Below are 25,765 nucleotides of genomic sequence, written 5' to 3'. Positions count from 1 at the left end.
GGCGGAGGGCCATCGTCCGCCGATGCGGAGTTCCGTCTGCCCTCTCATCCGGCCCAGCGGGCCGCCGTTCTCCGAGAGGAGCCATGGCCCTCATGGGAGAAGGAAAAGTCGCGGCGCGCTTTAGCCCCTCTCCCACCGGGACAGGGGTGGGGCGAGGGTACGGCGCGAAGCGCGCCGTTGATCGACTGTGCGAGCCGAGCCCGTTGTGCCGGCCGTGAACGTCGAATGCGCCGCTGCCACGGGTACGCCCTCCCAGAATGGGTGATTGCCCGCAGCGCCGCCGCATCGCATGCTGTGCGCGTTGTTGCCGCTACCCACAAGGATGCCGATGAGCCTGGCCGATACCCGTCGCCATCAGATGTTCCCGGTGCTCGAGCCGGCGCAGGTGGAGACCGCGCGCCGCTTCGCCAGCGGCGCGCCGCGCACGTTCGCGCCGGACGAGGAAGTCTTCGCCGTCGGCGACCATCCGGCGCCGGTGTGGCTGGTGCTGCAGGGCACGATCGTGGTGGTGCGCCGCGACGGGCTGGGCCATGAGAAGCCGGTCACCGAGCACACCCCGGGCCAGTTCACCGGCGAGGTCAGCCAGTTGGCCGGCCGCGCCTCGCTGGCCGGCGGGCGCGCCGGCGCCGAGGGCTGCGTCGCGGTGCCGTTCGATGCGGCGCACCTGCGCTCGCTGATGATCAGTTCGGCCGACGTCGGCGAGATCGTGATGCGCGCGCTGATCCTGCGCCGGGTCGGGCTGATCGAGGGCGATACCGCCGGCTCGGTGCTGATCGGCGAGCCGGGCGAGGCGCGGCTGACCCGGCTGCAGGGCTTCTTGACCCGCAACGGCTATCCCAACACCTTCCTGGACGCGGCCAACGACGACGAGGGCCGCGCGCTGGTCGAGCGCCTGGGCATCCATCACGACGAACTGCCGTTGATGGTCTGCCCCAGCGGCGAGGTGCTGCGCCGTCCCAGCGACACCGAGGCCGCGCATTGCCTGGGCATGATCCCGGAGCTGGATCCGCACAAGCGCTACGACGTGGCCATCGTCGGCGCCGGCCCGGCCGGCCTGGCGACCGCGGTGTACGCCGCCTCCGAAGGGCTGTCGGTGCTGGTGCTGGACCAGCGCGCGATCGGCGGCCAGGCCGGCGCGTCGGCGCGGATCGAGAACTATCTCGGCTTCCCCACCGGCATCTCCGGCCAGGCCCTGGCCGGACGCGCCTACAACCAGGCGCTGAAGTTCGGCGCCGAGCTGGCGTTGCCGCTGGAAGTGACGCAACTGCATTGCGATGCGCCCACCGCCGAGGAGTGCAGCGCGGCGCCGCTGCAGTTGCAGATGCGCGATGGCCTGCGCGTGCAGGCGCGCACGGTGGTGATCGCCTCGGGCGCGCGCTACCGGCGCCCGGACATCGCCAACCTGGCCGCGTTCGAGGGCAACGGCGTGTCGTACTGGGCCTCGCCGGTGGAGGCGCGGTTGTGCGAAGGCGAGGAGGTGGCGCTGGTCGGCGGCGGCAATTCCGCGGGGCAGGCGGTGGTGTTCCTGGCGCCGAAGGTCAAGCGCCTGCACCTGATCGTGCGCGGCGCCGGGCTGGAGGCGTCGATGTCGCGCTACCTGATCGAGCGCATCGCCGCGCTGCCGAACGTCGAGTTGCATACCGGCACCGAGGTGGTGTCGCTGCAGGCCGACGCGTCGCAGCGCCTGGCCAGCGCGGAGTTCCGCGACCGCGCCACCGGCGCCACCCATCGCTGCGACCTGCACCACCTGTTCCTGTTCGTCGGCGCCGATCCCAACAGCGGCTGGGTCGACGGCTGCGTGCAGCTGGACCACGCCGGCTTCGTCGTCACCGGCGCCGAGCCGGCGCTCGGCCAGGTGCCGGCATTGCCGCTGGAGACCGACCGGCCGGGTGTGTTCGCGATCGGCGACGTGCGCGCCGGCTCGGTCAAGCGCGTGGCCGCGGCGGTCGGCGAAGGCGCGGCGGTGGTCGCGCAGATCCATCAATTCCTGGCGCGGCGCAGTGCGCCCGCCGCTACCGAGAGAGGCAGCCGATGACCGCGCGTTGTTCCCATCTTTCAACGATCGCCGAGGTCACCCCGAGTGCGCGCGGCTGCGAAGAGTGCCTGAAGATCGGCAGCCCCTGGGTGCACCTGCGCCTGTGCCGCAGCTGCGGCCACGTCGGCTGCTGCGACGATTCGCCCAACCGCCACGCCACCAAGCATTTCCACCAGACCGCGCATCCGATCATCGAAGGCTACGACCCGCCCGAGGGCTGGGGCTGGTGCTACGTGGACGAGACCGAAGTGGAACTGCCGGACCAGACGCCGCAACTGGGGCCGATTCCGCGTTACGTGTAGCGCTGGGCCAACGGCTGCGGCCGCGTCGGGACTGAAGTCCCTCCCACAGTGCACCCAGCCGGCTCACTGCAAGCCCCCTGTAGAAGCGGCTTCAGCCGCGACAGGCGAAGCGGTGAACCTGATGGCTCCGGACGCCGTCGGGGCTGAAGCCCCTCCTGCAGTGCACCCGGCCCGCTCGCTGCAAGCCCCCTGTAGGAGCGGCTTCAGCCGCGACAGGTGAAGCGGTGGACCTGATGGCTTCGGACGCCGTCGGGGCTGAAGCCCCTCCTACAGTGCACCCAGCCAGCTCACTGCAGGCCCCCTGTAGAAGCGGCTTCAGCCGCGACAGGCGAAGCAGTGGACCTGATGGCTCCGGACGCCGTCGGGGCTGAAGCCCCTCCTGCAGTGCACCCGGCCCGCTCGCTGCAAGCCCCCTGTAGGAGCGGCTTCAGCCGCGACAGGCGAAGCAACGGGCTCGACGGCCGTGAACAGTGCCGGGGCTGAAGCGCCTCCTCCAGAAGCCCATATCGATCGGCAAGCGGACGCGATGCGGAATGCGACTTCACCTCCACCCCGCCGGCCTGTACACGGCGCTTCCGGCCGACCCGCTAAGCTTGCACGAACTCTCGCAGGCGTCCTTCCAGCCAATGCCAAAATCAGCCGTTTCCAGTGCCTCCGGGTTCGTCCGCGTCCGTGGCGCCCGCGAGCACAATCTCAAGGACGTGGACGTGGAGCTGCCGCGCGATGCGCTGGTGGTGTTCACCGGCGTGTCCGGCTCGGGCAAGTCCTCGCTGGCGTTCGGCACGCTGTTCGCCGAGGCGCAGCGCCGTTACCTGGATTCGATCTCGCCGTACGCGCGGCGCCTGATCGACCAGGCCGGGGTGCCGGACGTGGATTCAATCGAGGGCCTGCCGCCGGCGGTGGCGCTGCAGCAGCATCGCGGCGCGCCGAGCACGCGCTCGTCGGTGGGCAGCGTCACCACCATCTCCAATTCGCTGCGCATGCTGTATTCGCGCGCCGGCGACTATCCGCCGGGGCAGGACATCATCTACGCAGACGGCTTCTCGCCGAACACGCCGGCCGGTGCCTGCCCGACCTGCCACGGCCTGGGCCGCATCTACGACGCCACCGAAGCGTCGATGGTGCCGGACCGCTCGCTGAGCATCCGCGAGCGCGCCATCGCCGCATGGCCGCCGGCCTGGCACGGGCAGAACCTGCGTGACATCCTCACCACGCTCGGCCACGACGTCGACGTGCCGTGGGCCAAGCTGCCGAAGAAGACCCGCGACTGGATCCTGTTCACCGACGAGCAGCCGACGGTGCCGGTGTATCCCGGTTTCACCCTCGCCGAGACCCAGCGCGCGCTGCGGCGCAAGCAGGAGCCGGCCTACATGGGCACCTTCAGCAGCGCGCGCCGCTACGTGCTGCACACCTTCGCCAGCACCCAGAGCGCGCTGATCAAGAAGCGCGTGTCGCAATACCTGTTGAGCACGCCATGCCCGACCTGCGACGGCAAGCGCCTGCGCCGCGAGGCCTTGTCGGTGACCTTCGCCGGGCTGGACATCGGCGCGCTGTCGCAGCGTCCGCTCACGCAGGTGGCCGAACTGCTGCGACCCGCCGCGGCAGGCCGCACCCGCGACGCCAAGCGCCATCCCGAGCAGGCCATCGCCGCGCAGCGCATCGCCCAGGACCTGCTGGCGCGGATCCAGATCCTGCAGGAGCTGGGCCTGGGTTATCTCACCCTGGAACGCAGCACGCCGACGCTGTCGCCGGGCGAGCTGCAGCGCTTGCGCCTGGCCACGCAGATCCGCTCGCAGCTGTTCGGCGTGGTCTACGTGATGGACGAGCCGTCGGCCGGCCTGCATCCGGCCGACGCGCAGGCGCTGCTGGCCGCGCTGGACCAGCTCAAGGCCGCGGGCAATTCGCTGTTCGTGGTCGAGCACGAGATCGACGTGATCCGCCATGCCGACTGGATCGTCGACGTCGGTCCCGGCGCGGGCGAGCAGGGCGGGCAGGTGCTGTACAGCGGACCGCCGGCCGGTCTGGCGCAGGTCGCCGCTTCGTCCACGCGCCGCTACCTGTTCGCCGAGCACACGCCGGTCGCGCACGCGCCGCGCGCGCCGAGCGCATGGCTGCAGTTGCGCGGGATCACCCGCAACAACGTCGCCGCGCTGGACGTGGACATCCCGCTGGGCGTGTTCACCACGGTCACCGGCGTATCCGGCTCGGGCAAGTCGTCGCTGGTGAGCCAGGCATTGGTGGAACTGCTCGGCGCGCATCTTGGCCAGGAACATGTCGATCCCGAAGAAGGCGTGGATCCGCTGGAGCGCGGCACGCAGGCCGCGACCGACGGGCGCATCGCCGACGGCCTGCAGCACGTGCGACGCCTGGTGCAGGTGGACCAGAAACCGATCGGCCGCACGCCGCGTTCCAACCTGGCCACCTACACCGGCCTGTTCGACCACGTGCGCAAGCGCTTCGCGGCGACGCCGGCCGCGCGCAAGCGCAAGTACGACGCCGGCCGCTTCTCGTTCAACGTCGCCAAGGGCCGCTGCGAGACCTGCGAGGGCGAGGGCGCGGTGTGCGTGGAACTGCTGTTCATGCCCAGCGTGTACGCGCCGTGCCCGACCTGCCACGGCGCGCGCTACAACGCCAAGACCCTGGAGATCGAACTGCGCGGGCACAACATCGCGCAGGTGCTGCGCATGACCGTGGCGCAGGCGGCGGACTTCTTCGCCGACGACGCGGCGATCGCGCGCCCGCTGCAGGTGCTGGGCGAGGTGGGACTCGGTTATCTGCGGCTGGGCCAGCCGGCCACCGAGCTGTCCGGCGGCGAGGCACAGCGCATCAAGCTGGCGACCGAACTGCAGCGCGCGCAGCGCCGCGACACCGTGTACGTGCTCGACGAACCGACCACCGGCCTACACCCGGCCGACGTGGACACGCTGCTGCGCCAGCTGCACGGCCTGGTGGAGGCGGGCAACAGCGTGGTGGCAGTCGAGCACGACATGCGCGTGGCCGCGGCCAGCGACTGGATCATCGACATGGGGCCGGGCGCCGGCGACGCAGGCGGCGCGGTGGTCGCCGCCGGCGTGCCGCAGGCAGTGGCACGGCATGCCGGCAGCCGGACTGCGCCGTTTCTTGCTGAGGCGATGCAAGGCTAGCGCGCCTTTCCCTTTCATTCGGCGGCAGTCGGCGAACTTGTGGGAGCGACTTCAGTCGCGACGGGCGTTACCGGTAGAGGCCGTCGCGACTGAAGTCGCTCCCACACTGGTTTGTCTGCCGCGGATGGTGCCCGCAAGCGCATCGCATCGCCGATGCGACGGCTGCCGACATGCACAACCGACGGTGGTTGGGTGCATGCCGGCAGCCGAACTGCTCCGTTCTTGGCGCAGGCGCTGCAGGGCTGGCGCCTTCTCTCTAATCTATTTGCAGGCGGTGAACCTTGTGGGAGCGACTTCAGTCGCGACGGGCGTTACCGGTAGAGCCCGTCGCGACTGAAGTCGCTCCCACACTGGTTTGTGTGCCGCAGATGGCGCCCGCAAGCGCATCGCGTCGCCGATGCGACGGCTGCCGACATGCACAACCGACGGTGGTTGGGTGCATGCCGGCAACGCACTGCGCCGTTCCTGGGGCAGGCGCTGCAGGGTTGGCGCGTTCTTCCACTCATCTGTTTGAACTCTGTAGGAGCGGCTTCAGCCGCGACGGGCTTTACCGATGGGGTCTGTCGCGGCTGAAGCCGCTCCTACAGGGGGCATTGCTTGCGGGCCCGCGGGGAAAACTGTTTCGCTGCTCAGCCGGTCAGTTCGAAGCTGGCGGACACACCCGCCGCCTCGGCCGACGGCGCCACCCACAGGTCGAACACACCGGGCTCCACGGTCGGCTTGAGCGCCTGCCCGACGAACAGCAGATCCTCGCGACGCAGCACGAACTCCACGCCGACGCTGGCGCCGGCCGGCACCGCGACCTTGCGGAAATCCTTCAGTTCGCGCACCGGGCGGGTGACGCTGGCGCTGCGGTCGCGCACGTACAGCTGCACCACTTCCTCCGCGTCGCGCGTGCCGCGGTTGTGGATGCGCGCGCCGATCCGCAGCGTGCCGCCGGGCGCCAGCCGCGCCTCGCTCAGTGCCAGTTCGCCATACTCGATGCGCCCGTAGGTCAGGCCGTGACCGAACGGGAACAGCGCGGCATTGGGCGTGGTGCGGTAGTGGGTCTTGTACGGCTGCAGCGCGTCCGGACGCGGGTCGGGGCGGCCGCTGGGCTTGTGCGCGTAGCTGTACGGCACTTGCCCGGCCTCGTGCGGGAAACTCACCGGCAGGCGCCCGGACGGACCGTGCGCGCCGAGCAGGATGTCGGCCAGCGCCGCGCCGGACGCCGAGCCCAGGAACCAGCCCACCAGGATCGCCGGCGCTTCCAGCACCGCGCCGTCGAGCACCAGCGCGCGGCCGTTGCTGAGCACCACCACCACCGGCGTGCCGGTCGCCGCCACCGCGGCCAGCAGCGATTGTTGCGCCGGCGGAATGACGATCTCGGTGCGCGACTGCGCTTCGCCGGAATAGCGCAGCGGCTCGCCGATCGCCAGCACCGCCACGTCGGCGCTGGCCGCGGCGGCGACCGCGGCCTGCACGCCGCCGGGCAGGCTGTGTTCGAACGCGCAGCCTTCCACCACCTGCAATGCGTGCGGATCGGCCAGTTGCGCGCGCAGCGCGGTGGCCAGGTCGTTGCCGCTGTCGTCGCCGCCGAACAGCGTCCACGGGCCGGCGCTGTCCACCCAGTTGGCGGCCATCGGCCCGATCAGCGCGATGCGCTGGCCCTGGCGTTTGAGCGGCAGCAGTTCGCCCTCGTTCTTCAGCAGCACCACCGACTTGCGCGCCGCCTCGCGCGCCAGCGTCAGCGTCTGCGGGCGCCGCTGCCGCGCCTGCGCGCGTTCGGGCACGATGCGCAGGAACGGGTCGTCGAACAGGCCCAGGTCGGCCTTGAACCGCAGCACGCGGCGTACCGAGGCGTCCAGTTGCGCCATCGTCACCGCGCCGTCGGCGACCAGGCCCGGCAGGTGCTGCAGGTACAGCCCGCTCTGCATGCTGATGTCCACGCCGGCCAGGAACGCCAGCCGCGCCGCGTCGCGCGCATCGCGGGCGACGCCGTGCGCGATCAGCTCCTGGTCGCCGGTGTAGTCGGACACCACCAGCCCGCGATAGCCCCATTCGCCCCGCAGCACCTCGCGCAGCAGCCACGGGTTGGCGGTGGCCGGGATGCCGGCGATCTCGTTGAACGCGGCCATCGTGGTCACCGCGCCGGCGTCGAACGCGGCCTGGAACGGCGGGAAGTACACCTCGCGCAGGGTCCGCTCGGAGATGTCGACGGTGTTGTAGTCCAGCCCGGCCTCGGCCGCGCCGTAGGCGGCGAAATGCTTGGGGCAGGCGGCCATCGCATCGGCATGGCCGATGCCCTCGCCCTGGAAGCCGCGCACCCGCGCCTGCGCGAAGCGGCGGCCGAGCAGCACGTCCTCGCCGCTGCCTTCCACGCCGCGGCCCCAGCGCGCGTCGCGGGCGATGTCCACCATTGGCGCGAAGGTCCAGTCGATGCCCACTGCGCTTGCTTCCAGCGCCGCCGCGCGGGCGGTGCGCTGCGCCAGTTCCGGCTCGAAGCTGGCCGCTTCGGCCAGCGGCACCGGAAACACGGTGGTGAAGCCGTGGATCACGTCGGCGGCGAACAGCAGCGGGATCTGCAGCCGGCTCTGCAACGCCGCCTGTTGCAGCTGCTGGTGCCAGCGCACGTTGGAGCCGTTGAAGATGCCGGTCAGGCGCCCGGCGCGCGCGGCGGCCAGTTGGCCCTCGGCGGTGGGGCGCACGTTGACCGGATTGGCGGCCGCCGCGGCATCGGTCTGCTGCGCCGAGCCGGACAGGGTCAGCTGGCCGGCCTTCTCCTCCACCGTCATGCGCGCGATCAGCGCATCGATGAAGGCCGGCGTCTTCGCCGCCGCGCCGCGCGGCAGCGCGAAGCCCACCGGCACCTGCGACAGCAATGCGAACGAACCGGCGCCGAGCAACAGCCCGCGCCGCGTGGTGCGTATCCCCATGTGTGAGCCCCCGTCGGTCCAGGCGCAAACGCTAACGGATCGACCGGCAAAAGCTGTGATGCGGTGCACGATGTTCTGCATGCATGAGGGATGTCCCCGCTGCTGCCAGGGCTGGCGGGAAGGCTGGGCGTAACCCCGTGAGCGCGCGCAGCGCGCCTTTCCTAGCGAACAGCCTGGGCGACGCCGGCAGGTGAGCCATGCCGGGATCGGCACAGCCCCGGCGATGGGCGAAGCCGATCCGACGAGACCTTTCGAACTCAGGCCTGATACCACTCCAGGACGTCCAGGAACTGCGCGGCCTGGGTGGCACTGCCCAGATACGAGGCCAGGGACGCCGCGACCGCGGCGCGCGCCGTTGCGAGCAGTTCGCCGGTGTCGTCGAACGCGTCATCCCCCAGCTCGGCCATGGCATTGGCCATGGTCGCCAGGCCGCCGAATGCGGTTTCCAGCGTAGCGGCCAGCAATTTGGGCTGCCACGTGCCGGCGCCGTGGAACGCGAAGAGGACTTCGCCGCTGGCGGTGTCCAGGATGAAAGGGTCCGCGCCCTGGTCCGCGACCACCAGCCATTGCTCGCACCAGTCCGCAATCCGCTCGCCGCTGACCGCATTCCAGCGATAGCCGGCCTGGCGCTGCCACAGCTTGTGCAGCGGCGGGATGTCGACCGGATTGCCGCCGATGTCGAGCGACACGCCGGTCGGACCCACCTGCGCATGGTGGGTCTCGCCCCACGGCCCCACCTGCGCATAGAACTCGGCGAGCGCCGCCGGCAACGGGATCGCACCCTGCCAATCGGAGGCCGGTTGCGGGCGTAGCTCGCCCCAGGGTTCCAGCAGCGTGCGAAGCGCGGCGTAGTGCATCGGCGTCCTTGCGGCAATCAATGTGCTCGGCACTGTACGTGCGACGCATGCAAATGTCGCGCGCCGCTGCGCAATGCCACCCACGCGCAAACAGCAGCAGGCAGTCGCACGCTGGGCGACCTGGTTGTCGCCATACAGTCCACTATCGGGTCGAACCGTGCCAAGCCGCACCGTCTGCCGACGGCTGTGCGTGCGCCCGTGTGCGGTGAACTCAGCGCTTCAGCCCGTCCGCCTTGCAACTCGGGCTGCGCAGCGTTTCATGGACGACAGCGAACGGCTTTCCGGATGGATAGCGGCGACTGCGGACGGTTTCCATCACGGCTCGATCGCAGATACGGTCTCTGGACGAGCGGATGACCTTGAGTTTGCCGACGGCGCCGCTGTCGAGGACCTCGAATGACACCGCGGCAGTGCAGCTTTTGTCCGTGGCGGACGCGCCGAAGCAAAAGTCGGCGGGAATCCGCAGTGGCGTGGCGGACAAGGGTTCCGGCGGCGTTGCACGCGCGGGGGCAGGTTGTTGCTGCGGTGTGCCAGCCAATGCCAGCACCAGCGCTATCAGCGGCGTTTGCATCGACGTCGGTTGGCTTCCGTTGGCTTGCCGCGGTCGCGGATCTACTGTTGGCCGATGCTGGCGGCGGCTTGCGCGTCGCGCAGATTGTCGCGCTGCGCCAGGTCCTTGCCCATGCCGTAACCGAGGACGACGAGCAGGAAGACGATTGCCAGCGCGGCGAACATGCCGCGCTGGCGCGCGTCGCCGCGCATGGCCGCGCTGGCCGCGAGGCACGCGAATGCCGCCCCGAAGTAAAGCGGATTGGCAAGCACGCCAAGGACCACGAACAGGCTGCTGACGCAGAACAACAAGGCAGCGGGTGTTACGTGTTTGCCGACGGACATGGTTGCTCTCCCTTTGCATTGTCCAGGACGGTCGTGCGGCCATCAGGGCCACGGCTACAGGCCGGCAGGGGCATGGTGACAGCCGGCTTCCACTGAGCATTGCCCGCGCGTCTGGGCCAGTCAAGCTGTCCTCGCCCCCGGGGGCGTGCGGGCCGGCCCCGGCTACAGCGCCGAGCGCGCCATGTCGATCACGAAGCGGTAGTGCACGTCGCCCTTGGCCAGGCGCGCGAAGGCGTCGTTGATCTGCTCCATGGCGATCACTTCCACGTCGGCGACGATGCCGTGTTTCTGGCAGAACGCCAGCATCTCGTGGGTGTCGGCGGTGCCGCCGGAGCCGGAGCTGGCGATGCGGCGCCGGCCCATCGCCAGCGTCATCGGCGCGAACTCCAGCGTGTCCGGCAGGCCCAGCGAGCACAGCGTGCCGTCGAGTTTCAGCGCCTGCAGCATCGGATCCAGCGGATAGGTCTGCGAGACGGTGTCGAGGATGAAGTCGAAGCGGTAGGCCTGCGCCCGCATCTGCTCGGCATCGGTGGACAGCACCACTTCGTGCGCGCCCAGGCGCTGCGCTTCGGCGGCCTTCTTCGCCGAGGTGGTGAAGGCCACCACGTGCGCGCCCAGCGCGCGCGCGAACTTCACGCCCAGATGGCCCAGCCCGCCGATGCCGACCACGCCCACGGTGCTGCCGGGGCCGACCTGCCAGTGCCGCAGCGGCGAATAAGTGGTGACGCCGGCGCACAGCAGCGGCGCGGCCGCGGCCGGGTCCAGGCCGTCGGGCAGCGGATACACGAAGTGGGCGTCGGCCACGTAGTACTCGGCATAGCCGCCGCGGGTGCGGCTGCCGTCGACGCGGTCGATGCCGTCGAAGGTAGTGGTCGGAAATTCGCGGCAGTACACCTCCATCTGCGCGCGGCACGGTTCGCAGACGCGGCAGGAATCGACGATGGTGCCGATCATCACCCGCTGGCCGATCGCGAATCCGGACACCGCCGCGCCCGTTTCCACCACTTCGCCGACGATCTCGTGGCCGGGCACCAGCGGAAATTCGGTACCCCAGTGGTTCACCGAATGCAGGTCGGAATGGCAGACGCCGGCGTACAGCACCTTCACTGCCACGTCGTGGTCGCGCACCGCGCGGCGCTCGAAGTGCCAGGGCACCAGGGCGCCATTCTTTTCCATGGCGGCGTAGGCGCGGGTCGGGCGGGGCTTTGCCGGCGAAGCGATGGCGTTCATGAGGCTCCGGTGCTTTACAATTTGGCTGGAAATGTAAGATTGACAACTTTACAAATTATGTCAAGTGTAAAATCGCCAGCCGGTGTCCCGGCGTTGCCGAGCAAGGAGGAGCGCATCATGGATGCGGCCTTCCAGCTGTTCCTGCGCCACGGCTACCGCAAGGTCGGCGTCGGCGACATCGCCGAGGCGGCGCAGATGTCGCGGCCGTCGTTGTACGCCTCGTTCCCGAACAAGGAGGCGATCTTCTCGGCGATGGTGCGGCGCCAGCGCGACCGCTGCCTGGCCGAGTCCGGCGTGCGGCTGCGCCCCGGGCAGGACCTGGCGACGCGGCTGCGGCATCTGTTCGACATCTGGGTGCTGGAGCCGACGGCGTCGGTGATCGGCTCGGAGAACGGCATCGAGCTGCTGGCCAACTGCGGCGACTATGCGCCGCAGGCGCAGGCCGAGGTGTATGCGCAACTGGAGGCGCAGCTGAAGGCGACGCTGCAGCCGGAGGTGCGCGCGCAGGCGGCGCTGTCGGCGGCGGACCTGGCCTACATCCTGCGCCTGGCCACCACCAGCCTGAAGGCGTCGGCCGACAACGAGGCCGACCTGCGGCGTTTGATCGGCGGCTTGATCGCGATGACGCTGGCGACGGTGGGTGCGGGAGAGAGCGAAGGAGCGGACAAGCCGATGGTCGTGGCGGCGGCGAAGCGGAAGCGCGGCGGCGGCTGAGCGCGGCGATGGTTGAGGAGCGCGGCAGCGGCTGGGCCGGTGGAGTGCCGGAATCATCGATCTGTGCTGTGGATTTTTGTTCCAGCCAAGGGATCTTCGACCCCGGACCCTGGCCGAAGCCGTCGAGTGCACTACTTCGCGCGTCGCGGCTGAAGCCGCTCCTGCAAGAGCCGCGGCGAACTGGCCGGGTGCGCTGTGGGAGGGAATCAGCCCCGGTGCTGTTCGAAGCCGAGTGATTCACCGCTTCGCTCGTCGCGACTGAAGCCGCTCCCACAAAGGGGCTGTGGCGAGCCGGCTGGTGCGCTATGGGAGGAGCTTCGGCCCGACTGGATGGTGGTGGGGAGCGCGCGACTTCCTCGCTGAATCGCTCAGCCTCGCCAGGGCCGCCGAGTCGCGCGATGAGACGCGGGCTGGCTACGCTGGCGATCCGTTTTTCTCCGGAGTTCCACGCATGAGCCGACGTTCCGGCAGCGCCGATCTGCCCCTGCATGGCGGCCGCGTGCCGCAGTGGCTGGGCGAGCGCATGACCCGGCTCGGGGCGGTGATGTGCCAGGCCATCGTGCACAGCTATGGCCGCGACGAACTGCTGCGGCGCCTGGCGCATCCGTTCTGGTTCCAGTCCTTCGGTGCGGTGATGGGCATGGACTGGCATTCCTCCGGCATCACCACCAGCGTGCTGGGTGCGCTCAAGCGCGGGCTGACGCCGCTGTCCGGCGAGCTGGGCATCCACGTCTGCGGCGGGCGCGGGCGGCATTCGCGCGCCACGCCGGACGAGTTGTGCGCGGTGGGCGAACGCACCGGGCTGGACGGCGCGGGCCTGGCGCGCGCCAGCCGGCTGGTGGCGAAGGTGGACAGCGCCGCGGTGCAGGACGGTTTCGATCTGTACCTGCACGGTTTCATCGTCAGCGACGACGGGCAGTGGGTGGTGGTGCAGCAGGGCATGAACGGGGCCAGCAAGCAGGCGCGGCGCTATCACTGGCTGTCCGAAGGGTTGACCAGCTTCGTCGATGCGCCGCATGCGGCGATCGACGGGCCGGGGCAGGGCCGCATCGTCAACCTCGCCGACCATCGCGCGGCGGCGTCGCGGCTGGCGCAGGTGGATCTGCTGCAGGCGCTGGGGCCGGACCGGATCGCGCGGGAGTACGCTGCGGTGCAGGCGTCCTCGGCGAACGTGTCGGCGTCCGCACCGCGTGCCACGGGCGCACGCACGTCGCAAGCGACAAAGGCCGCCGCTGCACCGCGCGCGCATCCTTCGGCCGCCGATGCGCTGTTCGCGCCGAGCGGCGACCTGTTCGCCGCCACGCCCGACGCGGCGCCGGCGCGCATGCCGACCGGGTTGCCGCACCTGTCGCTGCCGGACCACCACGAGGTGCGCGGCAGCGACATCGTGACCCGGCGCCTGCACGCCAACCTGGCCGCGGCGGCCGAATGCGGGCCGCAGGATTTCACCGAACTGCTGCAGGTGCCGGGCGTCGGCGCGCGTACCGTGCGCGCGCTGGCGCTGGTGGCGGAGGTGCTGCACGGCACGCCGTGCCGCTTCACCGATCCGGCGCGGTTCTCGATGGCGCACGGCGGCAAGGACCGGCATCCGTTTCCGGTGCCGACCCGCGTCTACGACCACACCATCGACGTGCTGAAGACCGCGGTGACGCAGGCCAAGCTGGGCCGCGAGGAAAAACTGGAAGCGATCCGCCGGCTGGACGCGCAGGCGCGCCTGCTCGAGCCGCAGGCGCGCGGGCCGTCGGTGGAGGCGTTGATCGCCGAAGAACGGCGCCAATCGCATCGCTATGGCGGGCGCAGCGTGTTCGGTTGGGAGCCGGCCCCGGCGGACGAGGCCGCCGATGCCGATGTCGATGCCGGCGTGCCGCGGCGCGTGCGCGGGTAGTAGCACCGGCGGCGGATGCGATCACGGCAGCTGGCAGCCAGGCACGGCGGCGTGGCGCCGCCGTGCAGGTGGCGACCGCATCCGGGCGGGCGAACGCCTGGGCGCATTGCCGTTCCGCCAGAGGGCATCCCCACGTTGGTCGGCGCCGTTGTTGTACGCCGTCGGCGGTATCGCTGGCGCCATGGTGCGTCCGCGTCACCGCCGCGATGGTGCGGATCCGCATCGCGAACAGCGCGAACCACAGGATGAGCCGCATCCAGGCTGGGCGCCGCACTTTCGATTGTGCATGCGCCTCGCCCTTCCGGTGCATTGCGGTGTGCTCTTCGGCGCACGCACGCGGCGGTGTCGGCGCCAGTGTTGTGTGCGCCACGGCCCTCCCACGATGGCGGTGGTCAGTTGTCGGCGACGTCTGCCGTCGGGTCCAGCGCGGCCCGGCAAAGCGCGCGCTGTACATCGGCTTCGCATGGCGTATGCCGATTGTTTACTTTCCGATTGCTACACCTGCTGCGACGGCCGCTTGTGGCCGACTGCAGGAGAACGCCATGCCAACGCAATCCACCACCGCCCGCGCCAAGCGCGACAAGCGCGAGGGCAAGTCCGGCAGCACCCAGGCCGGCGAATTCGTCCGCGAGGAGATCGACCGGGTACGCGAGGGCAAGACCGAGGTGAAATCGACCAAGCAGGCGATCGCCATCGGCCTGTCCAAGGCGCGCCGCGCCGGGGTCAAGACCGGCGCGTCGAAGACCGCGTCCAAGGCGACCAAGAAGAAGGTGGCCAAGGAACAGAGCAAGGGCGCCAGCAAGAACAAGCCGTCGCCGACGCGTTCGCGTGGCGCCAAGAAGGCGCTCAAGACCGCGAGCAAGGGCAAGACCGCCACGCAGACGGTGGGCAAGAAGGCGCTGTCGTCGCAGGCCAAGAAGGCGGCCAGCAAGCGCACCGCGTCCAGCCGCTCGGCTGCGGCGAAGAAGGCGGCGCAGACCAAGGGAGCGACCGTGCGCAAGGCCGCGGCCAAGAAGGCGGCAGCGACCCGCGGCGGCGCGGCGAAGAAGACTGCGAAGACGGCTTCGGGCAGGAAGACGGCGGCGAAGAAGACTGCCACCAAGAAAGCCGCTACCAAGAAGACAGCATCGAAGAAGACCGCCGCCAAGAAGACGGCGACCAGGAAGACGGCAACGAAGAAGGCCCCTGCCCGCAAGACGACTACGAAGAAGACGGCTTCCAGGAAGTCCGCCGCGAAGAAGAGCACGGCCAGGAAATCGGCCGGCACCAAGCGTGCGACCAGGAAGGCCGGGCGCTGAGCCTGCGGACCGCGCAGGCCGGCGGCCGCAGCGCCGGTCGCCGGCCGCGCATCGCGATCCGGCAGCCGATCGCGATCCGGCGCGCGGGCGGAGGCTCAGAGCTCGGTGTATTTGGTGATGCGCCCCTTGGCGCGCTCCACCGGATACTTCTTCGCATTCACCTGCATCTTCTGCCGCGCGGCCTCGATCGGGTCGATGCCCAGCTTGTCGCAGAGCTGGAGCAGGTACAGCAGCACGTCGGCCACTTCGCTGCCGACCTGGGCCTTCTTGTCGTCCGGCAAGTGCCGGCTCTGCTCGTCGGTGAGCCACTGGAAATGTTCCAGCAGTTCCGACGCCTCCACCGATAGCGCCGCGGCCAGGTTGCGCGGGGTATGGAACTGGCCCCAGTCGCGCTCGTCGGCGAACGCGCGCTGGGCGGCTTGGAGGTCGTGGAGGCTGTCGGGCATGGCGAGGGTCGCGGGCGGGGCTTCCTATGCTAATCCAAGGCGCCGGCAGCAACCCGGCGTGGGCCGATGCCGGTATGGCGCCGAGGCTGTCGCATCGCCGGGTCGTCGCGACCATGCGGGCCCCGACGGCGCTGGTTTCCTGGATCGTGTGCACCAGGTCCGCAAGAGCAGCGGCGGTTCACCGACCCGGTGCGCGGCGCTGGCGTCGGGAGAATGCGTGGTGGCCAAGCATCGCCACCGGCACATGCGCGTCAGGCGCTACGCTTCGACGCCCTTGCGCCAGCGGGCGATGGCGTCGAGCACCGCGTCGCCATACTCGCGGGAGAGATCGCGCGGATGGCCGGGCGAGGCGGTGCCGCGCAGGCGTTCGGCCAGCGCATTGCAGGCGGCGTGTCCGCCGGCCAGCACGTCGGCGCGTTCGCCGGCGTCGAGCCGGAACAGCAGCGAATAGCCCAGCCATGACGCACTGCAGTTCAGGTCGAGAAAGTAGTCCTCGGCCGAGCGCAGCAGATACCAGTCGTGCGGCGCATGGTCCAGCACGTCCAACACGGTCCCGGTCATCGCCCGGCCCGTTCGCCGGTTCCGGTCGCGTTGCGGCCGGCGCCCGCGCGTCGTGCGAGGCGACGCGGAGGGCGTGGTAGCACTGCGATCGCGCAGCGGAGGGTCTGGACGTATTGCGAACTCATCGACAGCGAGCGTGGTTGCGTTGACCGACAGCCTAACGGAGCGCGGCCGCTGGTGCAGCCGGGATTCGACATCCGCGGCCGGCGCCACGCAAAACGTGGATAGCCAACGCTCAACGCATTTGCCAATCCCGAATCCCGATCCTCAATCCATGCAGGCGCAGCCGGCTGCATTCGACCTGGACTCGCCGGCGATCTCCGCGATCGTGCCGCGCCGGGAACTGGAATGGCGCGCAGCGGCATGCCTGCGCGGGCACGGGCGCCCGGCGCCCGCGGTCAGCGCCGCGCCGCCGCGCCTTCGCCGCGCATCAGCGCTTCCACTTCGGCCTGCGCGACCATTGCGTTATCGCCCGGCGTGGTCATCGCCAGCGCACCGTGCGCGGCGGCACAGTCGATCGCCGCCTGCGGGCCGGCGCCGCACAGCAGGCCGTGGATCAGGCCGGAGACGAAGGCGTCGCCGCCGCCGACGCGGTCGAGGATGTCCAGCTCGCGTGCGACCGAGCGGTAGCTGGCCTGGCGTGTGTGCAGCACGCCGGCCCAGTGGTTGCGCGAGGCCGAGTGCGCATCGCGCAGCGGGAACGCCACCGCCTGCAGCTGCGGATAGCGCTGCAGCGCCAGCCGCGCGGCGGCCTCGGCCGGGGCCGGGTCCATCGGCGTGCTGCGCTGGCCGACGCCGTGCATGTCCAGGCCCAGGCAGCCGGCGAAGGAATACTCGTCGCCGATCAGCAGGTCGCATTCGGCGACGATGCGCTGGTTGACCTGGCGCGCCGCGTCCGGGTCGGGATGGCTGTTCCACAGGCTGGCGCGGTAGTTCAGGTCGTAGGACACCAGTGCGCCGTGGCGGCGCGCGGCCTGCACCGCGGCGATCGCGGTCTGCGCGGTGGTTTCGGACAGCGCGGCGAAGATGCCGCCGGTGTGCAGCCAGCGTGCGCCGTCGTCGCCGAACAGCGCCGGCCAGTCGAACTCCTCCGGGCGCAGCTGCGCGGCGGCCGAATACGCGCGGTCGGACACGCCCAGCGCGGCGCGCACGCCGAAGCCGCGCTCGGTGAAGTTCAGGCCCATGCGCGTGTTGCGGCCGATGCCGTCGTAGTCGCGCCATACCAGGTGCGCGGTGTCGCAGCCGCCCTGCAGGATCAGGTCCTCGGCGAGCAGGCCCAGTTCGTTGCGCGGCAGCGCGGTCAGCGCGACGCTGGAGCGGCCGAAGGTCTTGCGCAGGCCGCGCGCGACGTTGTACTCGCCGCCGCCTTCCCACACGCGGAACCGGCGCGCGGCGCGGATGCGCTCCTCGCCCGGGTCGAATCGCAGCATCACCTCGCCCAGCGCCGCGCAATCCCAGCGGCGCGGGGCGGGCAGGGCGGCGAAGGCGGGATCGGCCGGCGCCGCGCTCATCGGGCCTTGCAGCCGAACAGCGACAGGTCGATGGCGTCGGCCATGCGCGCGTAGCCCGCGTCGTTGGGGTGCAGGTGGTCGCGGGTGATCGCGGCCGGCAGCGATTCGGGGTTGTCGGGCATGCGCAGGGTCGCGTCGAAATCGATCACCGCGGAGAACGCCTTGCCGTCGCGGATGAAGGCGTTCACCGCCTGGCGGGTGGCGGCGGAGACCGGTTCGTAGCGTTCGGATGCGCCGAACGGGGTCAGCGTCGCGCCGATGGTGGCGATGCCGTGCTGCTGCAGCCGCGCGACGATCTGCCGGTAGCCCAGCCGCATGTCCTCGGCGTTGCGGCCGGGCACGAAGTTGGGCGCGCCGTTGTGGCGGATGTCGTTGATGCCCTCGAACAGCACCACGTGGGTGACCCCGGGCAGCGACAGCACGTCGCGGTCCAGGCGCGCGATCGCGCTGGGGCTGCGGCCCTGGTCGAGCAGCTTGTTGCCGCTGATGCCGGCGTTGAGCACCACCACGCGCCCGGGGCAGGCCTGGTCCAGGCGCCTGGCCAGCAGCGCCGGCCAGTCGCCGTGGCTGCCGCGGCTGGCGGTGGCGCCCTCGGTGATCGAATCGCCCAGCGCCACCACCACGGCCGGCTGCTGCGCGGTTTCGGCGTACACCGCCGACACCACGTTCTGGCGGTAGCTCAGCGCGACCTGGTCGCCCACCTCGGCCTTGCCGGCGGCCACGCGCAGCGGCGTGCGCCGCACCGCCGGGCGGGTCGGCTCGGGGAAGTACAGGCTCAGCGCCACGTCGGCGAAGGCCGGCGCGCGCAGCGCTACCGGGTCGCTGAGCAACACCGCGCCGGGCGGCAGGACGATCTCGGCGCGGCCGTCGAACAGCACCGGCAGCGCCGGCTGGCCGCTGCCGGCGATGCGCGCCGACGCCGCGCCGATCTTCAAGGGCTGCGCGCCGAGTTCGTTGCTGATGCGAAAGCGCAGCGCCTGCGCGGCGATGCCCAGGCGCATGTCCTGGCGCACGGTCTGGTCGGCGAACTGCAGCGGCGCCTCGGGCGTGCCGTCGAGCCGGTCCGGCGCCGGCGACGCGGTCCAGGCCGGCACCCAGTGCTGCGCCGGTTGCGCCAATGCCGGGGTGGCCAGCATCCACGCCAGCGCAGCCGCGGCGATCCATCGCCGCAGCGGGCTGCGTCTGGGCGCGCGCTGCGATGCCCGCATGCCGGCGGGCCGATCCGTGTGTGGCCGGCTTGCGCGCGGCAGGCTGCTACCGAACATGACGTGCTCCTACGCGCTGGGGTCAGGAAAAATACACGCCGCCGTTGACGTCGAGGTTGGCGCCGTTGATGAAGCTGGCCGCATCCGAGGCCAGGTACACCGCCGCATCGGCGGCTTCGGCGGCGCGGCCTTCGCGGCGCAGCGGGGTGGCGTTGGCGACGAAGGCGCGCACTTCCGGCTTGGTGAAGTCGTCGTGGAAGCGGGTGGCGATCATGCCGCAGCACAGCGCGTTGACGCGGATGCCGCGCGGTCCCAGTTCCTTGGCCATGGCCCGCGAGAAGGTCATCACCGCGGCCTTGGCGGTGGCGTAGATCGCCGCGCCCGGACCGCCGCCGTCGCGCCCGGCCAGCGAGGCGAAGTTGACGATCGCGCCGCCTTCGGCCATGTGCGGGGCCACCGCCTGGGTGGTCAGGTACACCGACTTGAGGTTGAGGTCCATCACCTGGTGGAAGAAGGCTTCGTCGATGTCGGCCAGCGGCTTGCGCGCGACCATGCCGCCGGCGACGTTGACCAGGATGTCGATGCGCTGGCCGAACGCCTGCTGCGTCGCCGCGACCAGTCCCGCCACGCCCTGCGCGTCGGCGGCATCGGCGCGGTGCACGATCGCCTGGCCGCCGGCGGCCTGGATCTGGCGCAGCGTTTCCTCGGCGCTGGCCGCGTCGTTGGCGTAGTTGATGCACACCTTGGCGCCGGCCGCGGCCAGCTTCAGCGACACTTCGCGGCCGATGTCGCGGCCGCCACCGGTGACGATGGCCACCTTGTCTTTGAATTGCATGAGCGATGAGTCCTTGTTGTGGGGGGAACGGAAAGAGGAGCGCGATCAGTCGCGCGCGGGGTGGGCGTCGAGCTTGTGGATGCGGCCGGTGACCAGCCACAGCGCGGCCAGCGAGGCCGGCACCAGCGCGGCGACCAGGATGAACATCGGCGCGTAGGAGTGGGCGGTCATCACCGGCACCAGCCAGGTGGTGATCAGCGTGCCGGCGACCGCGGCCATGCCGCCGATGCCGGCCAGCGAGCCGACCGACTTGCCGTCGAACAGGTCGCCGGGCAGGGTCTGGATGTTGCCGATCGCGATCTGGAAGCCGAACAGCACCGCGGCGATGGTCAGCACCGCGATGGTCGGATCGGCGGCGAGCACCGCGCCGAGCAGCGCCGGGGCCATGATCGCCCCGCCCAGGGTGATGGTCCATTTGCGCGCGCGGTCCACGCTCCAGCCCGCGGCGATCAGCCGGCCCGACAGCCAGCCGCCGGACAGGCTGCCGAGCATCGCGCCGACGAACGGCACCCAGGCGAACGCGCCGATCTGCTTGATGTCGAAATGGAAGGTCTCGGCCAGGTAGATCGGCAGCCACGACACGAACAGCCACCAGATCGGGTCGATGAAGAAGCGCGCCAGCACGATGCCCCAACTCTGCCGGTGCGACATGATCTGGCGCAGGCTGGGCAGGTAGGCGGGCTTGTCCGACACGCTGCCGTCGGCGGGCGCGTCCAGGATCAGCGCGCGCTCGGCCGCGTCCACCCACGGATGCCTGTCCGGGCCGGCGCGGTAGATCACCAGCCACGGCAGCAGCCACACGAAGCCGAGCGTGCCGACCAGCACGAAGGTGCCTTTCCAGCCCAGCCACAGGAACAGCAGCGCGATCAGCGGCGCCGACACGATCGCGCCGATCGAGGCGCCGGCGTTGAAGATGCCTTGCGCCAGCGCGCGCTCGCGCGCCGGGAACCATTCGGCGTTGGCCTTGACCGCGCCCGGCCAGGCGCCGGCCTCGCTGATGCCGAGCATCGCCCGCACGATGCTGAAGGACGTGATCGAGTGGGTCACCGCATGCAGCGCGATCGAGATCGACCACACCGCGATGGACAGCGCGAAGCCCATGCGCGTGCCGATGATGTCGAACAGGCGCCCGAACACGAACTGCCCGGCCGCGTAGAACAGCATGAAGATCGTCACCAACAGCGCGTAGTCTTCCTTGGTCGCGCCGATGTCCTGCGAGATCGCCGGCCACATCACCGCCAGCGCGTTGCGGTCGATGTAGTTGATGACCGTGGCCACCGCGATCAGGCCCACGATCATCCAGCGCACCGCGCTGCGCTTGCGCGCGGGCGCCTTGCCGGCGGGGGAGGGGGCGGCGCTCACTTGCCACCCGCGGCGCGGTCGAAGCGCGCATAGCCGCCGCGCCAGGCATAGCGCTGGCCTTGCAGCTGCACGCTGTGCTCGCGGCCGTCGGCGGCATCGTCGGCCACCGCCAGCGCCAGGGTCTTGCCCGAGGCCAGGGTCAGCACGATCACCTCGGCGTCGTCGCCGCGCACGCGGGCGATGTCGCGGATGCGGCTGTCGGCGCCGTGCACGTATTCGGCGGTGCCGTTGTATTCGCCATGCGGTTCCAGCACGCCGAAGAAGCTCACGTCGGCCTGGCCGTCCACGCGCTGCAGCAGCATCGGCTCGCGGCGCAGGTTGAACTGCGGATCGTTGGCGCCGCTCTCGGCCAGGATCGCGCGCGACGGCGCGCTGCTGCCGAAGCGGTAGCTGTAGAAGCGCCCGTCCAGCAGCCAGCTCAGGCTGCGCGGCGCCGCCGACGGCTCGCTGCTCGCGTCCACCCACAGGTGTTGGTAGCCGTTGGCCTTGCCCAGCACCGGGCGCTCGGCCAGCGCGCGCTTGGCGTCGAAGCCGACCTGCATGATGTGGCCGTTGAAATGCAGCGGCAGGTCGTAGCGCGCCGGCTTGGCGCCGTGCACGCGCAGCAGGTCGATCACGATCGGCAGGCCCAGCTCCGGATGGGTCAGCAGCGCCTGGGTGCGGGTGAAGCTGACGCCTTCGTAGGCGTGGTCCATGCGCGCGGACACGATCTGGGTGTCCTGGTCGTGGGCGAACAGCAGCGGCGTCGGCGCGTGTTCCTCGCCCACGCGCCAGTCGCCGTCGAAGTGGCTGCGCTCGTTCACCACCAGCGTGTTGTGCGCCACCGTGGTCTTGGCCCAGCTGGTGTTCTCCGGCAGGTAGATGCCGCCGGACTTGGCCTCCACGTTGAGGAAGCGCGCCGCGCCGTAGTCGGTGACCACGCGCTGGCCGTTGTCGTAGAACAGCCAGTTCAACTTGTCGAAGTGGCCGTGGCCCATGCCCTGCGAGGTGTTCTTCATCACCAGGGTCTGGCCGTCCTCGCCGCCGGCGCGCAGGATCGCCAGCGCGCCGTGCGCGCCGTCGGCGCCGTCGCGCAGCAGCGCGGAGCGGAACGCGAACGGCTTGGCCTTGTCCTGCGCCAGCGCCGTGGCCACGCCCAGGCCCTCGGGGGTCAGCAGTACGCGCTGCTGGCGCTGCGCGATCGACAGCAGCCGCGCGTCGCGGGTCTGCGCGTAGGCGATGCCGAGCCCGGCGACCAGTTCCTCGGTGTCCAGGCCCTTGTCCAGGATCGCGTCGTTGAGCGGGAAGAAGTAGCCGGCGTAGCTGCTCTGCACCAGCGTATCCACCGCCTTCAGCAGCACCCCGTCGCGGCGCTGGAAGATCTTCTGCTGCGGCTGGTTGCGCTCGATCGCATTGGCGAACAGCACGAACGGCGCCAGCGCGTAGCGTTGGTAGTAGGGGCCTTCGGCGTAGTAGCCGTCGGGCGAGAACAACTGGTCGATCTGCTTGAGGAAACCGGCGCTGCCGTCCTGCTTGCTGCCGCGCAGCGCCTTGTCCACCAGCGTCTGGTCGCGCAGCACGTAGCCGGTCATGCCGACCGCGGCCACCGCCCAGGTGGCGTGGTTGTGGATCTTGTCGAAGTTGTCCGGGCTCTCGTCGCACAGGAAATGCGCCATGCGCCGGAACACCTGCTCGTCGACGGTCCTGCGTTCGGCGGGCGCGAGGCTGTCGCGGATCGCGTCGTAGCCCTGCGCGGCGTAGACCAGCCACACCGAGTCGTTGAGCGATTGCCAGAACAGCCGGCCCGGCACCTGGCCGCGCCCGGCCGGATGCGCGCCCAGGGTCGGGTACAGCCTGGCGTAGGCCAGCAGCAGGTCGCGCGCGTAGTCGGCGTAGGCGCGGTTGCCGGTGAGCCGGTACAGCGCGCCGGCGGCCTGGATCGCCTGGTAGTTGCGCTTGTGCTGCTCGTGGCTGGCGCCGCCGCCGGGGTCCTTCGGCAACGGCACGTCGATGCCGGCCTGCATCGCCTTGCGCAGGCTCGCCTCGGCGCGGGCCTGCTCGCGCGCGAACAGCGGGTAGCGCGCACCGTCGCTGGCCATCTGCCGCCATTGCGCGGCGGTAACCAGCACCGGGGCGGCGTCGCCGGCGACGGTGCCGCTGGCCGCTGGCGCCGCAGGCGGCGCGGCAGGCGCGGCCCAGGCGGCGGGGGCGCTGCTGGCGGCGGCCAGCACCAGCAGCATCAGGCGGTTGGATCGGGTCATAGCAAGGGCTCCGCGCCGGCATCGGCCGGCAGTGCCGGGGTGCCGAGGAATTGGTTGCGGGTGGCGATCAGCTGCGGCGTGCCGGTGGTGCGGGTGGTACTGACCGCGGCGCTGTCGACGAACTGGTTGTCGCGCAGGAAGGTGCGCTGCACGCCGTGCAGGCGCAGCGACGGCGCCGCGGCGCCGCCGACGCGCTCGAAGCGCGAGCCGCTGATGGTCAGCACCGGGCCGAAGGTACTCTCGTCGCGGCCGCCGCGGTACAGGTCCACCGCCGGCCCGCCGATGCGGCGGAACTGCGAGTCGGCGATCTCCACGCGCTCGGCGTTGTAGGTGCCGCGGTCGTTGGTCTCCGCGCGCGCCGACAGCACCGCGCCGGAAACGTCTTCCACCACCACCCGGCGCAGCGCGATGCGCTCGGCCAGGGTGCCCTTGCCCAGCGCGATCACGTCGAAGCCGCGGTTGGAGGTGAGGCCGTGGATGCGGCTGTCCTCGACGATCAGGTCGTAGTTGGCGGCGTTGGAACCGGGGGCGGCGCGGATCACCGCATTGCCCACTTCGTCTGGCGCGGCGCTGCCGTCGATCTGCAGCCGCGCCAGCTTCAGCGCGCCGCCGGCCTCGATCTGGAACAGGGTGGAACGCGAGAACGCGATCTGCGCCTGGCCGCGCGCCGGGCCTTCGACGCTGAGCGGGTGGCGCAGCGCCAGCACCTGGTCCACCTGGTAGCGGCCGGCATCCAGTTGCAGGCGATCGCCGGCGCCGGCGGCGGCCACCGCGTCGGCCAGGGTGTCGTTGCCCGGCCGCACGCGCTGGCGGCGGCCGCTGTCCAGCGCGACCGGCACCGTCTCCTTCGCGTACCAGGCCACGCCGACGTCCTCGCGCGGAACGTAGCTCAGCGCCGGATCGGCGCCGGCGCCGCCGGCATCGGCCGCGACCAGCAGGCCGGTCGCCGCGCGGGTCATCGTCAGCGTGCGCCCGGCCACGCCGCCGGGCAGCAGCGGCGAGGCGGACGGGCTCTGCAGGTTGCCGGCAAAGGCGATGCCGGACAGGTCGCCGAGCACGCGCACCGGGTCGCGCTCGGCGACGATCAGGTTCTGCGCGAAATCGCTGTCGATCGGCGCGGCGGTGCGCTCGTCGTCCTTGCCGGCGCCGAAGAACAGCTGCTTGCTGGCGACGAAGGTGTTGTGCTCGATCAGCGCTTCCTGCACCTGCACGTAGCGGTTGGCCGGCGAATTCGGTACGCCGTACATGATGCTCAGCGCCGAGGAATAGCCGTCGCCGGCCAGCCCTTCCAGGTAGTTGTTGCGCACCGTCTGCCGGCGGTTGATGACGCGGATGCCGCCGGTGTCGTCCTTGCCGTCGCCGAAGAACACGTTGTTCTCGACCAGGTTGCCGTCGCCGTGGCGCAGCACCAGCGCCCCGCGCGAGCGCTTGAACACGTTGCCGCGGTAGGTATTGCCGCCGGACTTGTTGGACACCACCTCCACTTCGCCGTCGCAGCCTTCGAACCAGTTGTTCTCCACCAGCGAGTTGGAATCGGACGTGGCGTCGTTGCTGGTGCCGATGCGCAGCGTCTCGCCGCCGTTGGCGCCCAGGTTCGGGCGCGGCCCGAACCAGTTGTGGTCGATGCGGTGGCGGTTGTCCAGGCCCTGCACGGTGTCGCGGACCACGACCATGGTCGGGCCGGCGTTGGTCTTGCCGACCAGCTGGTTGTGGTCGAAGCGGTTGTGGCTGTCGTACATGGCCACCCAGTTGTCCGAGCGGCTGCGCTCGGGCTGGTTGAAGCGGTCGACCACCACCCGGGTGATGCGGCTGTGGCGCGCGCGTTCCTTGCTGGAGACGCGGTAGGACAGCACCGCCTCGGTCGGGCTGTAGCCGTCGCGGAACACCAGGTCGCTGACCACCAGGTACTCGCCAGCCATGCGCAGATTGGACTGGCCGGTGATGATGACCTGGCCCGGGGTCTGCGCGCGCAGCTGGATCGGCTGCGCGGCGCTGCCCTTGCCGCTGAACACGATCTGGAAATCGCGCCATTCGCCGTTGGCCAGGATCACGTTGTCGCCGGGTTGCAAGGCGCCGGTGGCGGCGCGGTATTCGGCCGGGGTGCTGACCAGGATGTCGGCGGCGGCGGCCTGGCCGGCGGCGAGGGCGAGGAACAGCAGCGCGAAGCGGTTGCACGACGTGCTCGGTGCCATGGATTGCCTCCTTGGATGCGCGCCGCGGCGGCGCTGCTGTGGCCGGATGGTAGCAGAGGTCGAACACTCGTCAACCAGATTTGCATACCAAAATTAGCTAATCCGGATAGACAGGTTGGCGCATAAATCGTGCTGCAAAC

The 25,765-nt window shown here is 70.7% G+C and carries 18 protein-coding genes and 1 pseudogene; 6 read left to right on the top strand and 13 right to left on the bottom strand.

The features are described 5' to 3' along the window. Positions 1–328: 328 nt before the first annotated feature. From OCJ37_RS15005 to OCJ37_RS14995, 3 genes are all read left to right on the top strand, one after another. Positions 329–2,035 carry an FAD-dependent oxidoreductase gene (locus OCJ37_RS15005; protein WP_263110522.1) on the top strand — a complete coding sequence of 569 codons (1,707 nt, stop codon included), beginning with the start codon at positions 329–331 and terminating at the stop codon, positions 2,033–2,035. After that, positions 2,032–2,337: a UBP-type zinc finger domain-containing protein gene (locus tag OCJ37_RS15000; protein WP_263110521.1), complete on the top strand. Its 306-nt coding sequence runs from the start codon at positions 2,032–2,034 to the stop codon at positions 2,335–2,337. Before OCJ37_RS15005 ends, OCJ37_RS15000 begins: the two co-directional genes overlap by 4 nt. 626 nt (positions 2,338–2,963) lie before the next feature. Next, positions 2,964–5,480, top strand: a complete 2,517-nt coding sequence (locus OCJ37_RS14995; protein WP_263110519.1) for an excinuclease ABC subunit UvrA — start codon at positions 2,964–2,966, stop codon at positions 5,478–5,480. Between the two features lie 629 nt (positions 5,481–6,109). Here the strand turns inward: OCJ37_RS14995 and OCJ37_RS14990 are convergent. The 5 genes from OCJ37_RS14990 to OCJ37_RS14970 form a co-directional block, all read right to left on the bottom strand. Next, the gene (locus tag OCJ37_RS14990) at positions 6,110–8,395 is read right to left on the bottom strand and encodes a glycoside hydrolase family 3 N-terminal domain-containing protein (protein ID WP_263110517.1); all 2,286 of its coding nucleotides are present in this window, start codon (positions 8,393–8,395) and stop codon (positions 6,110–6,112) included. A 257-nt stretch (positions 8,396–8,652) separates the two neighbouring features. After that, a complete protein-coding gene (locus OCJ37_RS14985) occupies positions 8,653–9,252 on the bottom strand; it encodes a hypothetical protein (RefSeq protein ID WP_263110516.1) in 600 nt (199 codons plus the stop codon). 211 nt (positions 9,253–9,463) lie between these two features. Then, positions 9,464–9,823 carry a TonB family protein gene (locus OCJ37_RS14980; RefSeq protein ID WP_263110514.1) on the bottom strand — a complete coding sequence of 120 codons (360 nt, stop codon included), beginning with the start codon at positions 9,821–9,823 and terminating at the stop codon, positions 9,464–9,466. A gap of 41 nt (positions 9,824–9,864) precedes the next feature. After that, on the bottom strand, positions 9,865–10,146 hold the full coding sequence (locus tag OCJ37_RS14975) for a hypothetical protein (protein ID WP_263110513.1): 282 nt from the start codon (positions 10,144–10,146) through the stop codon (positions 9,865–9,867). Positions 10,147–10,308: 162 nt separating this feature from the next. Then, positions 10,309–11,322, bottom strand: coding sequence for an NAD(P)-dependent alcohol dehydrogenase (locus OCJ37_RS14970; protein ID WP_263113701.1), 1,014 nt, complete (start codon positions 11,320–11,322; stop codon positions 10,309–10,311). Positions 11,323–11,493: 171 nt separating this feature from the next. Between OCJ37_RS14970 and OCJ37_RS14965 the strand changes: the two genes are divergently transcribed. The 3 genes and pseudogenes from OCJ37_RS14965 to OCJ37_RS14955 form a co-directional block, all read left to right on the top strand. Continuing rightward, positions 11,494–12,090, top strand: coding sequence for a TetR/AcrR family transcriptional regulator (locus OCJ37_RS14965; RefSeq protein WP_263110512.1), 597 nt, complete (start codon positions 11,494–11,496; stop codon positions 12,088–12,090). 451 nt (positions 12,091–12,541) lie between these two features. Next, on the top strand, positions 12,542–13,975 hold the full coding sequence (locus OCJ37_RS14960; RefSeq protein WP_263110511.1) for a DUF763 domain-containing protein: 1,434 nt from the start codon (positions 12,542–12,544) through the stop codon (positions 13,973–13,975). Between the two features lie 542 nt (positions 13,976–14,517). Continuing rightward, a pseudogene (locus OCJ37_RS14955) lies at positions 14,518–15,006 on the top strand (DUF6496 domain-containing protein); the annotation flags it as partial. A 362-nt stretch (positions 15,007–15,368) separates the two neighbouring features. Here the strand turns inward: OCJ37_RS14955 and OCJ37_RS14950 are convergent. The 8 genes from OCJ37_RS14950 to OCJ37_RS14915 all read right to left on the bottom strand — a co-directional run bounded on the left by OCJ37_RS14950 (position 15,369) and on the right by OCJ37_RS14915 (position 25,625). Further along, positions 15,369–15,719 carry a nucleotide pyrophosphohydrolase gene (locus tag OCJ37_RS14950; RefSeq protein WP_263110510.1) on the bottom strand — a complete coding sequence of 117 codons (351 nt, stop codon included), beginning with the start codon at positions 15,717–15,719 and terminating at the stop codon, positions 15,369–15,371. A 258-nt stretch (positions 15,720–15,977) separates the two neighbouring features. Next, positions 15,978–16,280 carry a hypothetical protein gene (locus OCJ37_RS14945; protein ID WP_263110509.1) on the bottom strand — a complete coding sequence of 101 codons (303 nt, stop codon included), beginning with the start codon at positions 16,278–16,280 and terminating at the stop codon, positions 15,978–15,980. 398 nt (positions 16,281–16,678) lie between these two features. Beyond that, positions 16,679–17,791: a sugar kinase gene (locus tag OCJ37_RS14940; RefSeq protein WP_263110508.1), complete on the bottom strand. Its 1,113-nt coding sequence runs from the start codon at positions 17,789–17,791 to the stop codon at positions 16,679–16,681. Beyond that, on the bottom strand, positions 17,788–18,927 hold the full coding sequence (locus tag OCJ37_RS14935) for an SGNH/GDSL hydrolase family protein (protein WP_263113700.1): 1,140 nt from the start codon (positions 18,925–18,927) through the stop codon (positions 17,788–17,790). Before OCJ37_RS14935 ends, OCJ37_RS14940 begins: the two co-directional genes overlap by 4 nt. A gap of 151 nt (positions 18,928–19,078) precedes the next feature. Beyond that, entirely contained in the window at positions 19,079–19,831 is a 753-nt protein-coding gene (locus OCJ37_RS14930; protein ID WP_263110507.1) for an SDR family NAD(P)-dependent oxidoreductase, read from the bottom strand. A gap of 45 nt (positions 19,832–19,876) precedes the next feature. After that, entirely contained in the window at positions 19,877–21,130 is a 1,254-nt protein-coding gene (locus OCJ37_RS14925) for an MFS transporter (RefSeq protein WP_263113699.1), read from the bottom strand. A gap of 59 nt (positions 21,131–21,189) precedes the next feature. Next, on the bottom strand, positions 21,190–23,433 hold the full coding sequence (locus OCJ37_RS14920) for an oligoalginate lyase (RefSeq protein WP_263110506.1): 2,244 nt from the start codon (positions 23,431–23,433) through the stop codon (positions 21,190–21,192). Beyond that, positions 23,430–25,625 (bottom strand): polysaccharide lyase 6 family protein, encoded by a 2,196-nt coding sequence (locus OCJ37_RS14915; protein ID WP_263110505.1) that lies wholly within the window; start codon positions 25,623–25,625, stop codon positions 23,430–23,432. Before OCJ37_RS14915 ends, OCJ37_RS14920 begins: the two co-directional genes overlap by 4 nt. Positions 25,626–25,765: the final 140 nt, after the last annotated feature.

Source organism: Xanthomonas sp. AM6 (assembly GCF_025665335.1).
Classification (GTDB): domain Bacteria; phylum Pseudomonadota; class Gammaproteobacteria; order Xanthomonadales; family Xanthomonadaceae; genus Xanthomonas_A.
Note: the sequence above shows the minus strand (reverse complement) of the source record. Positions and strands in the feature narration are given on the sequence as shown.